This is a genomic window from Geomicrobium sp. JCM 19055 (assembly GCF_000698185.1).
GTDB classification, from domain to species: Bacteria; Bacillota; Bacilli; order Bacillales; family Marinococcaceae; genus Geomicrobium_A; species Geomicrobium_A sediminis.
In genome coordinates, this window is the sequence record NZ_BAXL01000005.1 from 122,953 (window position 1) to 136,926 (window position 13,974).

12 protein-coding genes and 6 pseudogenes are annotated in these 13,974 nt (G+C 41.7%); 8 read left to right on the forward strand and 10 right to left on the reverse strand.

Annotation, left to right across the window (positions count from 1 at the left end; translation table 11 throughout):
- The first annotated feature begins 185 nt into the window (after window positions 1-185).
- Window positions 186-635: a GNAT family N-acetyltransferase gene (locus tag JCM19055_RS06125; RefSeq protein WP_042359009.1), complete on the forward strand. Its 450-nt coding sequence runs from the start codon at window positions 186-188 to the stop codon at window positions 633-635.
- A gap of 47 nt (window positions 636-682) precedes the next feature.
- Here JCM19055_RS06125 and cyoE read toward each other — a convergent pair.
- A pseudogene (cyoE, locus tag JCM19055_RS06130) lies at window positions 683-1,611 on the reverse strand (heme o synthase).
- 243 nt (window positions 1,612-1,854) lie between these two features.
- Window positions 1,855-2,845, reverse strand: a pseudogene (locus JCM19055_RS06135) (zinc-binding alcohol dehydrogenase family protein).
- Window positions 2,846-2,971: 126 nt separating this feature from the next.
- Here JCM19055_RS06135 and JCM19055_RS06140 point away from each other — a divergent pair.
- From JCM19055_RS06140 to JCM19055_RS06150, 5 genes and pseudogenes are all read left to right on the forward strand, one after another.
- Window positions 2,972-3,619 carry a YitT family protein gene (locus tag JCM19055_RS06140; RefSeq protein WP_265181874.1) on the forward strand — a complete coding sequence of 216 codons (648 nt, stop codon included), beginning with the start codon at window positions 2,972-2,974 and terminating at the stop codon, window positions 3,617-3,619.
- A gap of 25 nt (window positions 3,620-3,644) precedes the next feature.
- Window positions 3,645-3,737 carry a hypothetical protein gene (locus tag JCM19055_RS28720; protein ID WP_265181890.1) on the forward strand — a complete coding sequence of 31 codons (93 nt, stop codon included), beginning with the start codon at window positions 3,645-3,647 and terminating at the stop codon, window positions 3,735-3,737.
- Complete coding sequence (locus JCM19055_RS28725) at window positions 3,709-3,861, forward strand: DUF2179 domain-containing protein (protein ID WP_265181875.1); 153 nt, start codon at window positions 3,709-3,711, stop codon at window positions 3,859-3,861. Before JCM19055_RS28720 ends, JCM19055_RS28725 begins: the two co-directional genes overlap by 29 nt.
- A gap of 123 nt (window positions 3,862-3,984) precedes the next feature.
- Window positions 3,985-5,309: pseudogene (locus tag JCM19055_RS06145) on the forward strand (Na+/H+ antiporter family protein).
- A gap of 130 nt (window positions 5,310-5,439) precedes the next feature.
- Window positions 5,440-6,597 (forward strand): annotated as a pseudogene (locus JCM19055_RS06150) (MFS transporter).
- Between the two features lie 310 nt (window positions 6,598-6,907).
- Here JCM19055_RS06150 and JCM19055_RS06155 read toward each other — a convergent pair.
- The 6 genes and pseudogenes from JCM19055_RS06155 to JCM19055_RS06170 all read right to left on the reverse strand — a co-directional run bounded on the left by JCM19055_RS06155 (window position 6,908) and on the right by JCM19055_RS06170 (window position 10,759).
- Window positions 6,908-7,580: pseudogene (locus JCM19055_RS06155) on the reverse strand (ABC transporter ATP-binding protein).
- On the reverse strand, window positions 7,580-8,650 hold the full coding sequence (locus tag JCM19055_RS06160; RefSeq protein ID WP_042359010.1) for an ABC transporter permease: 1,071 nt from the start codon (window positions 8,648-8,650) through the stop codon (window positions 7,580-7,582). The pseudogene JCM19055_RS06155 and the gene JCM19055_RS06160 overlap by 1 nt, the downstream one beginning before the upstream one ends.
- Before the next feature lie 77 nt (window positions 8,651-8,727).
- Window positions 8,728-9,639, reverse strand: coding sequence for a cell wall metabolism sensor histidine kinase WalK (locus JCM19055_RS06165; protein WP_052366000.1), 912 nt, complete (start codon window positions 9,637-9,639; stop codon window positions 8,728-8,730).
- A gap of 64 nt (window positions 9,640-9,703) precedes the next feature.
- Entirely contained in the window at window positions 9,704-9,973 is a 270-nt protein-coding gene (locus JCM19055_RS22990; protein WP_052366001.1) for a hypothetical protein, read from the reverse strand.
- Entirely contained in the window at window positions 9,957-10,088 is a 132-nt protein-coding gene (locus JCM19055_RS28730) for a hypothetical protein (protein WP_265181876.1), read from the reverse strand. The genes JCM19055_RS22990 and JCM19055_RS28730 overlap by 17 nt, the downstream gene beginning before the upstream one ends.
- Window positions 10,085-10,759, reverse strand: coding sequence for a response regulator transcription factor (locus tag JCM19055_RS06170; protein ID WP_042359012.1), 675 nt, complete (start codon window positions 10,757-10,759; stop codon window positions 10,085-10,087). The genes JCM19055_RS28730 and JCM19055_RS06170 overlap by 4 nt, the downstream gene beginning before the upstream one ends.
- A gap of 134 nt (window positions 10,760-10,893) precedes the next feature.
- Here JCM19055_RS06170 and JCM19055_RS06175 point away from each other — a divergent pair, with 134 nt between their 5' ends.
- On the forward strand, window positions 10,894-11,487 hold the full coding sequence (locus JCM19055_RS06175; RefSeq protein WP_042359014.1) for a hypothetical protein: 594 nt from the start codon (window positions 10,894-10,896) through the stop codon (window positions 11,485-11,487).
- Between the two features lie 161 nt (window positions 11,488-11,648).
- Complete coding sequence (locus JCM19055_RS06180) at window positions 11,649-12,410, forward strand: hypothetical protein (protein ID WP_042359015.1); 762 nt, start codon at window positions 11,649-11,651, stop codon at window positions 12,408-12,410.
- Between the two features lie 6 nt (window positions 12,411-12,416).
- Here the strand turns inward: JCM19055_RS06180 and JCM19055_RS06185 are convergent, their stop codons facing one another.
- Window positions 12,417-13,493 (reverse strand): ethanolamine utilization protein EutH, encoded by a 1,077-nt coding sequence (locus JCM19055_RS06185; protein ID WP_042359016.1) that lies wholly within the window; start codon window positions 13,491-13,493, stop codon window positions 12,417-12,419.
- 4 nt (window positions 13,494-13,497) lie between these two features.
- Window positions 13,498-13,936, reverse strand: a pseudogene (fosB, locus tag JCM19055_RS06190) (metallothiol transferase FosB).
- Window positions 13,937-13,974 lie beyond the last annotated feature (38 nt).

Here is a 13,974-nt window from a genome sequence, read left to right on the forward strand (position 1 = left end):
ATATCATTAAACTGTCCGTAAGCATTTTGTTATTTCTCACCAACTCTTTAGGACGTGCGCAATCCTCATGTCTTCTTCATAAGATGTAGATGAATTAATTGATGATTCCGGCAATAATCATTAGTCAAATATGCTAGAATACTCTTTAAGATGATTAAAGTTGAGTCAATATAGGGAGGCCATGCATGCAACTTTGTCGCTTGGATCATACGAATACGTCAACTGCAAAAGACATCCTTTCCGTCCAATGCCCTGCGTATAAAGAAGAATCCAAAATTATCGGTTTTGATGGGATTCCTTATCTGAACGATAACATAGATACGATTATGATGAGCCAAGAAACATTTATTGGTTGTTATGATGATGATCACTTACTCGGGTTTATCGCTTACGAAAAACGGGAAGATCATTATCAAATCACTAGGCTCTGTGTTGTACCAACACACTTTCGAAAAGGTGTCGCGAGCCGACTCGTTGATCACATCTTAACGACAAGTAAATCAGGACCAATTCACGTTCAAACCGGTAGCCTCAACACACCTGCCATTGATCTGTATCGCCGATTTGGCTTTGTTCACGACTACATCTCTGAAGCAGAACCAGGAGTGTGGTTGCAATGTTTAGTTCGCCATTAGATGCCAAAAAGATGAATGGTGTTCACCATTCATCTTTTTTTGAACGTTTAAAAGACCGTTGCAACAATGCAATACAAAATAATTGTCGCAAATAAAATACTCATATGATTTAACGAATAGATGAACATCACACGTGCCCATTTCTGCTCATCCATCTTATGATAGCCCACAATGCTCAGTACGAGCCATGCTCCACTTAGAAGAAGGGCTACGAGAACAATTCCTAGACTTAGTGGCAAGAACAAGAAACTCGCTGCAATCAACAACACTAAGTAAAAGTTCGTTTGCAAATATGTTCTTCTTAATCCTTTAACGACAGGTAACATCGGTACAGATGCTGCCTTGTACTCATCGTGCTTACGAATCGCAATCGCATAGAAATGCGGCATCTGCCATAACAACATCACGATAAAGAGTCCTAAAACACCAGGCTCATCATGTCACTTGAAATTGCTGCCCATCCAATTAACGGTGGCACTGCACCCGAAAGACTTCCAATTTCAGTGTTATAGATGGTGCGACGCTTTGTCCACATCGTATATGGAATTACATACAAAAACAGACCTAAGAAACCGAACAATCCTGCAAGCGGTGATGCAATAAATAATGATATGAGTCCTAAAATTGCAAGTGAACTACCGAAGATCAATCCGTTTCGCAGTGACATGACCCCTGTCACGGTAGGACGATTCTTCGTACGTTCCATAATCCGATCAATATCGCGATCATATAAATTATTAAATGTCCCTGCTGCACCGATGACAAAAGCTGAACCAATTGTCGCAAGTACAATTTCAGGAATCATAATTAGTGGATTTAATTGATTTGCATAAAGCGCTAGCGCCATTCCGGCAAACATCGCAATTAAGTTCGACTTAACGATGCCTGTCTTTACGGTTTCGGCGATTACTTTAGAAGTACGTTGTCGTGGTATGGATAGAGAGGCAGTTGCTGTCGCAGGTGTAGCCTTATCCATTGTTTTGTTGACTTTTACATTACTCCGCATGTTCCCCCTCTTTCCTATCGACTAAGTATCTCTCGTTAGTTTACCATGATTTCTATAAAAAAACCGTCATTCTACAAATAAGCTTGTGAACGTTCTGTGTAGGTATATGTTGGCACACGTCTTCAACTATTTTATCTTCGTTAGTATCAAATTTCAATCCTGAAGAATATTCAGATTATGTAGTAAAGAAGATGAAGAATTGAACATAATTGTTCAATTCTTCACCTCAATAACTAACTTACCGATCATCGATTGTGATTGAAGTTTCTCATGTGCTTTAGCAACTGTTTGTGCGGTAAGTGGAGAATGAACTTCAGTCATCGTATGTTGAATTTCACCTTGATCGATGAACTTGCTTACCTCATTTAATAGATGATGCTGCTTAATCATCGATTCCGTTTCATACATTGCACGTGTGAACATGAATTCATAAGAAAACGTTACACTCTTCGTCTTTAACAGATTCAGGTCGACTTTCTCCTCTGATACGATGCTCACAATCCTGCCCTCTGGAGCAACAACCTCACAAATGGCATCCCAATGCGTCGTTAAATGTGTACAACAAAAAAACGTACTCTATATCATGTTTCTTTAATTGTTCATTCAAAGGTTGCTGATGATTAATAACGACATCTGCACCAAGATGCTTCACCCATTCTGACGTTTTCGCACGAGAGGCTGTGGTAACGACATGCAAGCCCGCTTTTTTGGCGAGTTGGATGGCTATGGAACCGACACCTCCTGCACCACCTACAATTAGTATTTTCTTTCCTTTATTGTCCTCAATAGTTTTTGATATATCCAGACGATCAAACAGGCCTTCATATGCTGTAATTGTCGTAAGCGGCATCGCCGCAGCTTCAGCAAAAGACAATGATTCCGGCTTTTTGCCAACGATTCGCTCATCAACAAGATGATATTCACTGTTTGTCCCAGCTTTGGTCACATCTCCTGCGTAATAAACATGATCGCCGGGCGAAAACAATGTAACCTCTTCGCCGACTTCTTCAACAATTCCAGATGCATCATACCCAAGAATTCTTGGATGCTTTTCATCTTCAGTTCCTGCCTTAAATTGCTTCGTATCAACCGGGTTCACCGAAACTGCCTGAACACGGACTACGAGATTACGTCCTGTCGCTTGTGGCTTCTCGACCGAAACATCTTGTAATTGTGCGCCTTTATAAAACCCTACCGCTTTCAACACATCACAACCTTTCCAGTTATTCTCACTTCATTTTAAGGAAAAGTACGAAATTTGTCACAATGGAAGTGTTAAGATAATCTCGCCTACAACAATTCCAATAGAGAGAGAAAGGAAGTGTTTTGCGTGAGAATCGCTAAAGATTTAGCCCTCATGACATCTGGAACGTTTTTATTTGCCTTATCCATCACTTTACTTTCAATGCCAAATCAACTGGCAGAAGGTGGAGTTGCTGGCTTATCTTTACTGCTTTATTACGCGGTGGAGCTCTCACCAGCATTCGTAACATTGATTGTGAACGGAATTTTACTTGTGATCGGTTACCGCTTGTTACCAAGACGAATGGTCATGCTTTCAATTCTGAACATTCCGTTATTATCGCTATTCATTTACTTTACAGAAAATCTTGGCCAACCGATTGATGATCCGTTGATTGCAGCGATTTTCGCTGGATTACTTACTGGCTTTGGCTTCGGTTTAATCTTTCGTGGTAGCTCGACGATGGGTGGTACTTCAATCATTGCAAGAATGTTGAACTACCGATTCGGCTGGGATTTGACTGCCACGAACTTCGTGTTGGATCTTCTCATTGTTTTGAGTGGAATGTTTATTATTGGACCACTGCTCACCATGTATACGATTGTTGCCTTGTTCATCGGAAAAAAAGCGACAGATTTTATTCTTGAAGGAATTAATACGAGAAAAGCTGTGAACATCGTTTCTCCTCGTGCCGAAGAAATCGCAGATGCTGTCATCGAAAAAAATGTCAGCTAGCGCGACGGTCTTCTCCGGGCACGGAATGTACACAAAACAATCACGTGATGTAATTTATATCGTCATTCAAACCCCGCGTCTTTTTTTATTTGAAAAAGATCATCGAGGAAGTCGATGATCACGCTTTTATCGTCGTTCATAACGTAAAAGATGTGTCTGGTGGAACTTTCTTAATGAAAAAGCATAAACGCCGACGCTTAAATCTTACGACTCGAAATGAAAACAGTGATTATTCCGTTTAAGTTGTTGCAGCCGAGCTTCTCGGCTGCTTTTTTTTGTATTGACAAAAATGAAGGAGCAATGATAGCATACATTTTATCGTATTAGTGATTTATCGAACTAAAGTATTTTAGAGGATGATTTCAATGAATGCTGTCGTTATTGCCGTTTTACTAATGATTGTATTGAGCTTAATGCGCGTCCATGTCGTTATATCCCTCATCATCGCAGCCCTTGTCGGTGGACTACTTGGTGGATTAGGATTCGAAGGAACCATCGCAACATTTTCGGATGGACTTGGAGATAGCGCCAACATTGCATTAAGTTACGCTGTTCTCGGTGCGTTTGCCGTTGCTCTTTCTAAAACTGGGTTGCCACGCTTACTCGTAGATATCTCGATTAAGATTGTCGGTAAGAAAGGTGAGTCACGCTCTAAAGCGTTGCCGAAGGCACTGATCTTTTTAATTATCTTTACAATTTCATGTATGTCACAAAATCTAGTACCTATTCACATCGCCTTTATTCCTATATTGATTCCGCCAATCTTACAAGTTCTTAATGAATTAGCAATTGACCGTCGCGCTGTTGCAACGATTATGACCTTTGGATTAAAAGCACCTTATATGTTGCTACCGTTCGGATTCGGTGCAATCTTCCACAGTATTGTCGTTGAAAATACCGAAGCAAATGGTATGAGTGCCAACATGTCTGATATGCCTATTGCGATGCTCATCCGACAATTGGAATGTTTCTCGGCTTACTTGTCGCAGTGTTCTTCTCTTATAGAAAGTCTAGAGACTACGAAAACCGCCCAATTGAAGGGCATCAAGAAGATGAAGAACCATCAACTTATTCGGTGTATTCACTCATTAGTGCGGTTGTCGCTGTAATCGCAACGGTCATCATTCAAGTTCTCTATGACAGCATGATCTTTGCTGGTGTTGCTGGACTCATTGTACTCGTCTTTAGCCGCTCGGTGCGCTTTAAAGAGTCCGATGAGCTCCTTACTGAAGGAATGAAAATGATGGCTTTCATCGGTTTTGTTATGATTGCGGCATCAGGCTTCGCAGAAGTCATCCGTGAAACCGGCCATGTCGAACAAATCGTTGCTATCTCGACCAATTGGATGGGTGATAGTCAAGGTCTAGCTGCAATCGTTATGATTTTAATTGGCTTGCTCATTACGATGGGCATTGGGTCGTCATTTGCAACTGTACCGATTATCGCCGCCTTGTTCGTTCCAATTTGTGCAGCGATGGGCTTTAGTCCATTAGCAACCCTTGCTTTAATTGGTACTGCAGGTGCAATTGGTGACGCAGGTGCTCCCGCATCTGATAGTACACTCGGTCCAAGTGCCGGTCTAAACGCAGATGGTCAGCACAATCACATTTGGGATACATGTGTACCGACCTTTTTACACTTTAATATTCCACTTGTGATCTTCGGCTGGCTCGCTGCAGTCATTCTCTAATATTTTAACGAGCGACTTTAATTAGTCGCTTGTTTTTTTTTATGTTTCGTGTGGCGAACTTGTTGTTTTGATTTAACTAAAGTAGAATGGAGCAGTTAGATTTCTTTACAAAAAAAGAAGGTGGAACATCATGAACTTCAAAGTCTATGTTTTAGCAGTTTCAGCATTTGTCGTCGGAATGGTCGAACTAATCATTGGAGGTATTCTTCCAATCATCTCCGAAGACCTCGGCGTCTCTGTCGGCGCCGCTGGCCAATTAATTACAATCTTTGCACTTGTCTTTGCCGTAAGTGGACCCGTTCTACTCTCATTAACGAGCAAATATGAACGAAAATACTTATACCTTATTGCCCTAACGATCTTTTTCTTTGCTAATATTGGGGCATTTCTAAGCCCGAATTATGCCATACTCGTTTTCTTTCGAGTGATTACTGCAATGAGCGCATCATTAATCATTGTGCTCTCCCTAACCATCGCACCAAAAATTGTAAAGCCTGAATATAAATCACGCGCCATCGGCATTATTACAATGGGCGTTAGTTCAGCCTCGTCCTCGGAGTACCACTCGGTGTATTGATCGGCGAAGCATTCGGCTGGCGAATCCTGTTCTTAATCATTGCATTTATGACACTCATCGCTGCACTCGTTATTATGAAATTCTTAGATCCTATCAAACCTGAACAAGTGAGCACCGTACGAGAACAAATCCGCTCGTTAAGACACGTAAAGCTCTCAACAGCACACATCGTTACCTTGCTCGTTTTAGCCGGACACTACACGTTTTACGCGTACTTTGCAGAATTTCTAAACGTAACGATGCAAGTCGAGCCCTTTTGGGTCAGCGTTGCATTTTTCGTCTTCGGTATTTCTGCAGTAAGTGGTGGTGGAATTGGTGGTTGGGTTACGGACCGCATCGGACCCGAACGCACCGTTATCATTTTCATTATCATGTTCTTCTTCGTTCTTGCGTTCATCCCATTTACAACCTTCTCAATCGTGCTCTTCACAATTGCCGTTGTTATCTGGGGAATGCTAAGCTGGTCGATCGCACCAGCTCAACAAGGATATCTAATTAAAACCGCACCAAGCACATCTGATATCCAACAAAGTGTGAACACATCAGCTACAGTTCGGGATCGCAATCGGTTCAGGCGTCGGCGGACTCGTCGTTAACGGCATTTCCGTACAAGCTGCTCCAATCGCCGGTAGTATTCTCGTCATCATCGCACTCGGCTTTGCGATCTTCTCCTTCAAACGCCCACCAATTGAAGAAGAACAAGCATCCTAAACTAAACCGCGGACCTTTTGAAGGCCCGCGGTTTTCGTACGGTGGTAGAGCATAAGAAGGGATATTTTCTTCCGTATTCATGGTGGAAACTCTGTTTAGGCTGTCTGGGTGTCTTTGCTTGCTACACCATGGGCTCGGCTTGCTACACCCAGGCCCTCGCTTGCTACAACTCGGCCTTCGCTTGCTACACCTACGCCCCCGCTTGCTACACCATGGCCTCCGCTTGCTACAACTCAGCCTTCACTTGCTACAACTCAGCCTTTACTTGCTACACCTACGCACTCGCTTGCTACATTATCCGCCCCGCTAACTAACTTACTGCGCCGTCTTCCAACGTGATGACGCGGTCGCAATACGCGAGCATTCGTTCATCGTGAGTGACCATGATTGCGGCTCGTTTCTGTTGTTTCACTTGATGAGCTAGCTGCTCAATGACGTGTTGGCCCCGTTCTGTATCTAGGCTTGCGGTTGGTTCGTCGGCAAGAATTAAGTCTGGTTCATTCATCCATGCACGGGCAATCGCGACTCGTTGGCGTTCGCCTCCTGATAAGCGTTCTGGATATTGGTGAAGTCGATGGCGAAGTCCAAGTTCCGTTAATAAGCGTTCGGCTCGTTGTTCTGCGTCTTTTTTTTGACTCCTTACTCAGTCGAGTCATGAGCATGAGTTGGTCTTTGACTGTTAAATACGGAAGCAAATGTGACGATTGAAAAATAAAGCCGATTTGGTGGAGTCGAATGAGTTGCCGTTCTTTCTCGCTCGCATCGGCGATGTTTTTGCCATCAAGTAAAAGTTTTCCGGATGATGGTGACAACAATGCACCTGCAATGGATAACATCGTGCTTTTACCTGAACCGGACGGTCCGACAATCGCAACAAATTCCCCGGGAAATATGTCGAAAGAAACGTCTTTTAGAACCGTCAACGTTCGGTCGCCGTCTGTAAATGTCTTTTGCACATGTTGTAATGATAATTTTGCGTTCATTATTTCCCACCTCCAATGGCTTCTAACGCATCAACTTTTGCGACTTTATACAGTGACAATAACGAGCCCACAATCGCTGTTAAAAGGAATAATCCTGCACTAATGGCAACCATCGTACCTGTTAACTGAAACGGAAGTCCTTCAGGCATAATCTGTGCAGCACCTAACGTTACAACGATTGCAAGTGTTAGACTGACAGCTGAAAGAACCATCACTTGTACGAGCAAGGATTTTGCCAACACGCTGACTGGTGATCCGATCGCCTTCATAATGCCGAATTGATTCAATTTTTGAATCGTAATAACATAGAAAAATGCAGCTAGTACAAACGCAGCGATGATGTACAAAAAGACGATCATCATCGTAAGGGATCCTTGCTCCGCACTATAGCCAGGTATTCCTGCTAGAGCCTCATCCAATGTAATGACTTCACTATCGGTAAGTTGCTCTCCAACTTGTGCCGCTTCTTCTTCACTTCCGTGAATGGCAATTGTGCTTACGATAAACTCTCCATCACGCATTTCGCGCCAGTCCTCTTCATGTACGTGCATAATTGGCGCATGGCTAAATGTCTGATCTTCTGTAAAACCCGACACTTCGAATTCCATGTCGCTGGCGTTATCCGTAACAACATCTCCAATCTCAATGCCTTCCTCTTGAATGGATTCATGAATTAGCGCTTGTCCTTCACTCGGTGTCTGACCTTCAATGATCGTTGGAGCAATTGGAGAGTTTAAATCAACACTCATCATCGCAACATCAACGTTACTTGCCTCTTCTCGAATGAGCATCGTCATATGAAGACCAAAAGGTGTGGCATCAATCTCTCCATCTTCAATTACTTGCTGGTCTGCATCAGATACAAGAGACCTCGTTAGCTGATGTTCAGCCTCTTCATCAAGCACAAAATGATCAACATTCATCGTCTCAAGCGAAGACGCATTGTTAAACGCCAACCCTTGTGCCAATCCAGACACAAATAAAACTAGAAATGAAATGAGAAACATAATCCCAGCAACGAGTGCATACCGAGTCTTTTCGTATCGCAGTTCTTTTAATGCTAAAAACAAAACATCCACCTTCTCACATTTAGGATTGCTTTCGCTACACTAAACGGTAAAGGTGGATTATGAACGGAAAATGAACATTAAAACGTAACTGTAAATGTTGTGCCGATTCCAACTGTGCTTGTGACGTTAATATCAGCGTTATGCAAATCAACAATCTTTTTAACGATTGATAAACCTAATCCCGTACTGTTTTGCTCATTTGTTCTCGCCTCATCGACTGTATAAAAACGCTCGTAAATGCGTTTGATTTGATGCTCGGTCATGCCCACTCCATTGTCTTGAATCAACACCTGACGATTTTTGAACGTAATGTGAATGGTGCCACCGGTAGGTGTGAATTTTATTGCGTTAAATATAAGGTTCTCCCAAACTTGATGAAGCAACAAAGGATCTCCCGTAACCGTACACGGCATCGTATCTAACTGAATATAAATACCCTTTTGTTGAGCTTGATAAATGAGTGAACGCACAACTCCTTTAATCTGCTCTTCTAAATTGATCGTTTCTTTGTTTACGACGTCTGTTTCTTGGTCGAGAGATGCTAATGTGAGCAATTGCTTACTGAGCGAAGACAGTCGCAAGCTTTCTTTTTCAATAAGTTCACTATAAGTGACTCGCTCTTTGTCTGAGATATCGTTTGCTTGTAACGCATGAGATGTGGCCGAAATTGTTGCTAACGGCGATTGAATTTCATGAGATACATTTGAGACAAATTCTTGTCGCATCGCATCAAGTTGACCTAATTCTTTACTCATTGATTTGAAATGCTTCGCTAATTGACCAATCTCATCTTGCCTTCTTACGTTTAAGTCTACGTGAAATTCACCTTCTGAAATTTGCTTTGTAGCCTCAGTTAACGACACGACCGGCTTAACGATCCGCTTCGCTGCAATCGCAATAAACAGGAAGCTAAACAAAAGGGTTAATACGAGAAGTATCGCTAAAAATGAACGGAATTCTCCGAGGTTTTGTTCAACATCCGGACGCATAAATAAGGCATAGTTTTCTCCTTCAATCTGAACTGGAACCCCGATCGTGTTCGTCGCAACATTGTTAAAAAAAACCTGTCACAAACCACTCAAACTCTTGAGCTGTGATGCCTCGATATACCGTTCCTTCTAACACTTCAGCTATGACATCACTCGGAATTGAAGCATCTCGGTAAGGTGTACCATAGTGACTGGAATAACCGTTTTCATGCAAAAGTGTGACTTGATAACCTAACTCCCCTGCATGAATTAAGTAATCTTCGTGATAAGTACTAGGCAAATCGGTTAGAAACTGAGCTACATCTCGTGCAGTTTGTTCAATTTTTTTCTTCATTTTGCTCTTGTAATACGAACTGGTAATACCCATTTGCTAGAGTAAAAGCGAGTAGGCTACTTAGAATCATGACAGCAAACGTAATTAAGAGCATCCGAACATAAAAACTTCTCATGAATGCACGTCCAACTTATAACCGACACCTCGAACGGTTTTGATGTGGACCAATTTACTGATTTCGCTAAAACGTTCCCGTAATCGCTTGATATGTACATCAACCGTACGGTCGTCTCCTTCATAATCAAACCCCCAAACAAGCTCAATCAACATTTCCCTCGTGAATGTACGGCCTGGAAAACTAGCTAGTTGAGAAAGTAACTCAAACTCTTTTAATGGCAAAAACATGGTTCGGTCTTCACAACGAACTTCAAAACTTTTGCGATCAATCGCCAAATCTCCAACAATTATTTCTTGTTCATTCGGTTTATGATAACGACGTAATAATGCTTTCATACGAAACGCTAACTCTTTCACTTCGAAGGGCTTCGTCATATAATCATCAGTCCCTACAGCAAACCCACGCTCTTTATCTCGTAATTGGTCTTTTGCTGTGAGCATGAGAATCGGAATTTCATAATGCTCGCGTAGTTGCTCAACAAGCTCGTACCCCGACATTTTTGGCATCATAAGATCAACAATCGCAAGTTGAATTCGTGTTGTTTCCATTTGTTCAAGGGCTTCAACACCATCTTTTGCTTCAATAACATGATACCCTTCACGCTGCAAATGCTCTCGGACAAACCCTCGTAAATTTGCATCATCATCAGCAAGTAAAACCGTGGTCATCTGATCCCTACTTTCCGTCCTTCTTTTCCCCATTATGAAAACAAATCGTTTTTAAAAGCAAGTTTGAAGATAATATTGTCGAGGTAATTCTAGCTATGGGATAATGTTCGTAATCTACGTAAGAGGAGGAAGCTATGAACGATTTATTGCATTACCATGATGATTTAGCCGATCGTTCTCGATTAGGTTCTCCAATGCTTTTTGCAGGAGCTACGTATTGGCTTTTTGTCGCTCTGTGTACAACGTTCTTGCCGGACTCGGCATTTCCATGGGTATATCTCTATTCATTAGCATTTGTGCTTCCTTTAGGCATTTTACTAGCAAAGTTTTTACACGTTGATTTATACCCTAAGAACAATCCTTTTACGATGCTCATCGGTATTATCAGCGGCATTCAATTGTTTTTCATTCCTGTGATCATCTACTTCGCGTTAGTACAACCAATGCAGTTGTTGTTTGCTATTGGCGTTATGTATGGCGCTCATTTTTTCCCGTATATGTGGGTCTATCAAACGCACCTTTATACGATCTTTAGTGTTACGATTGTAGCAATTAGTACGATTTTTTTTATTAGCACCCCTTTCCTTACATTTTTATTTACCATTGTCTTTATTTATTGTTTATACATTGTTTGGGATTTTTGCTCATACACAATCAAAACGGCTGCAACGTTCTGGAGCAAAGTAATTGCCCGGGAAATAACGAAACGGAGGGTCCAAAATGTTTGAAACTCAACGTAAAGCCTTAATAGAGGCGGAAAACAACAAACATCTATATAAAAAAATGGAGCTTAGATTTAAAGCGTGCAGAACAGTATTTACAAACTGAGACGGCTAAGAAGAATACTTTACTAGAAGAACTCCATTCCTTAGAGAAACGAGTCGAGCAATTGGAACGGTTATCATTCTCTACGTTATTCTACACAGTCGTAGGAAAAAAGATTGATGAAATTGATGAGCGACAACAATCCGTCTTATCGACACAACTGAAATATAAAGAAGCCGAAAGAACCGTCGAAGATTTAGAAAAAGAAATAGACGAATACAAATGTAATTTGCAACAGCTTGAACATGCAAAAGAAGATTATGAACACGTTTTTGAAGAAAAGCGTTTATCGATCATTCAACACAATCCTGAACTACACCAACAATTGAGTGATTTCGAATTGAGAGAAGCACAGCTGTATGCTGAACTTAATGAGTTAGACGATGTGTTCGAGGCAGGCAAAAGGGCAGCGTCGGCAATTAAAGATGCATTAAATACGATTCAGAGTGCACGAAATTACTCGACGTACGATATTTTCTTTGGAGGAATGATTGCGACCGGTTTAAAACACCAACGTATGGACGATGCGAGTCATGATATTCACAAGGCTCAAACTGCACTTCGTCATTTTCAAGAAGAGCTTATGGACCTTGAAGAATTAACCGATCATTCGTTTGAGATTGGTAACTTCCTTACTTTTGCAGATTACTTCTTCGATGGCTTTATCGTTGATCTTACGGTTCACAATCGCATTAACGAATCAAAACTACAAGTTGAGGATATGGAAGATACTGTTAATCAACTACTTGAACAAGTTCTCACCCAACAAGAAAAACAAAAAAAGCGAGCTGCACCATGTACAGACTCGCTACCAACAACTCGTTAAGGAAGCTTAAGGCATTGACTTTGTAACGGAATACGTGACCACAAGTGCTAACACTCCTGCAGTCAATTTACCTACAACCATTGCACTCACATAGTTGGCATCAATTCCAGCAACAAAGCCTAAGTGACCCCCAAATACAAACGCTCCTGCAACAGCAAATGAAGCCACGAGCACTTTTCCTCTCGGGTTCATTTCGTGAAAAAGGTGAAATGCAGGAATCGCATGAGCAAGTGACGCGAGCAGCCCTGTGCTGCTCTCCTTATTAATCCCTATTCGTTCACCAAACGATTGTAATGGTTTGCGCAATGCTTTTGACAGTAGATACGTGAGCGGGATTGCACCTGCCAAAACGAGCACAATCCGTCCGACAATCGCCATACTTTCTTCAATCGGCGTAATTCCAGACACTTCGACTCCTGGAAAAATGGCGTCCATCATTAGCACACTTAATCCGATCACAGCGATCACTGTCACCATGCGCCCTAACCATGTAAAGACCTGTACTGTTCCTTCCGGCTTCCATAAAAGTCCAATGATAATGATTATTGAAGCCCCAATAGCAGGAATTAAATTGATTAGCATCATTGACAATGGAAAGCCTGCCACAAACCCTCCTAACAAACAACCGATCGGTGCGCAAACGATACCTAACAAGATTCCTCTAATAAAATAACTCACATCATCTTTACGAATGATACCGAGTGCTACAGGGACGGTAAAAGAAAGGGTAGGTCCGTACATCGTCCCAAGTAAAACCCAAGAAAATAGCGCGGCTTGATCACTATACGACAACGTTTCTGCCATAGCATAACCACCCATGTCGAGTGCCAATACCGTATTAATGACTGCCGCTGGATCGATCCCTGTATGTATGTATAACGGTTCACTAACAAATGCAAGACCGTTTGCTATAATCGGCGCTATTGTAACCATGCCAACAATGACAATCGTTAACGAACCGAGCATAGCAAAGGCTTGCTGAAATTGATTTCCGAGCCCAAACTTATTCCCTAACACATAATCAATTGCTGCGATAATAAATCCTATACTAAGAATAAGCAGTATATAATCGTTAATTGTCATGACCTTAATCCGTAAACGTCATCGGCTTCTTTTCATCTTTATAATATTGGATTCGCCCTTCTAAACTTCCTGTATGAAATTCAAATAAATGTCCATCAGGATCTCTAAAGTAAATCGAGTCACCTTCATGCTCTTTATCTCTTGGGCGACCATGTGTATAAGATAGACCTAGCCTTTGAAAACGTTCCTTCTGTTCTTCTAATTCCTCTTCAGTTACGGCAAACGCAAGATGGGTATATGATTCTTCAATTTCATTTCTGCTAATGTCTTGTTGTACGTTTAACGCAAACCAAACACCACCAACATCGTAATACGCCATCTTTTCACCTTCTACCAACCGTTTCGCACCTAGCGCGCTCTCAAAAAAATGCCATAGAACGAGCCAAATCTGACACAGAGTAGGTGATATGATTCAACTTCAACGCATACTCCCCCTTTTCCATATCTAGTGTATCATGATTTTTCTTATGTTCTGACAATG